The following is a 571-nucleotide window of genomic DNA, read 5'->3' as shown; positions in this document are numbered from 1 at the left end:
TCGAACTTGGCGCGCAGATCCTGACTCATGATTTCTCTCTTAACGCCGTCTCAAAAGCGTCCTGACGCCGTTCTGACAATTTGGAAAACGCCCGGCTCCAGAAGCACAGGCGCTCAAATGGCATGTCGAGGATTTCCGCCTCGGTGAAACCACCCTCGCTCTTCAGGCTGGCGAGGACGACCGGCCATTCCTCCGGCCACTCGGCAAAAAACTTGCCGCCGCCTCTGACAGTCTGACGAAGTCTGCGGCGTCGAGATCCGCGATGAACCTGTCAGCCTTTGGGCCGACGAGCCCAAGCGCGCCCACCACCAGTTTTTCAGCGCGGTCGCCTTCGCCCTTTGCATTCAGCACCTCGACCATCGTGCGGCCGTTGAACCTCCTGAGCCGCAACTGCCGGGGGCCGTCGCCGACCGGATAAGCCAGCAGCGCCGTGATCGATCCGTCGTCGTTGCGCACATATCCATCCGACAGAGTCTTGTCCTGCGCCTCGTCCTCTTTCCCGCTGGCCACCTCGCCAGCCGTGATCACGTTCGGGTCCATCAGCTTGTCGTCTCCGTGTAGGTGCTCATAT

At 60.9% G+C, this 571-nt stretch carries 1 protein-coding gene; it reads right to left on the bottom strand.

Features of this window, described 5'->3' with window-relative positions:
• Positions 1-162: 162 nt before the first annotated feature.
• Positions 163-571 (bottom strand): hypothetical protein (locus HK28_RS11420; RefSeq protein WP_233140504.1); only part of this gene is annotated, 409 nt, incomplete at its 5' end.

Source organism: Acetobacter sp. DsW_063, assembly GCF_002153745.1.
Lineage (GTDB): Bacteria > Pseudomonadota > Alphaproteobacteria > Acetobacterales > Acetobacteraceae > Acetobacter.
This window is presented reverse-complemented; position numbering and strand designations above follow the sequence as displayed.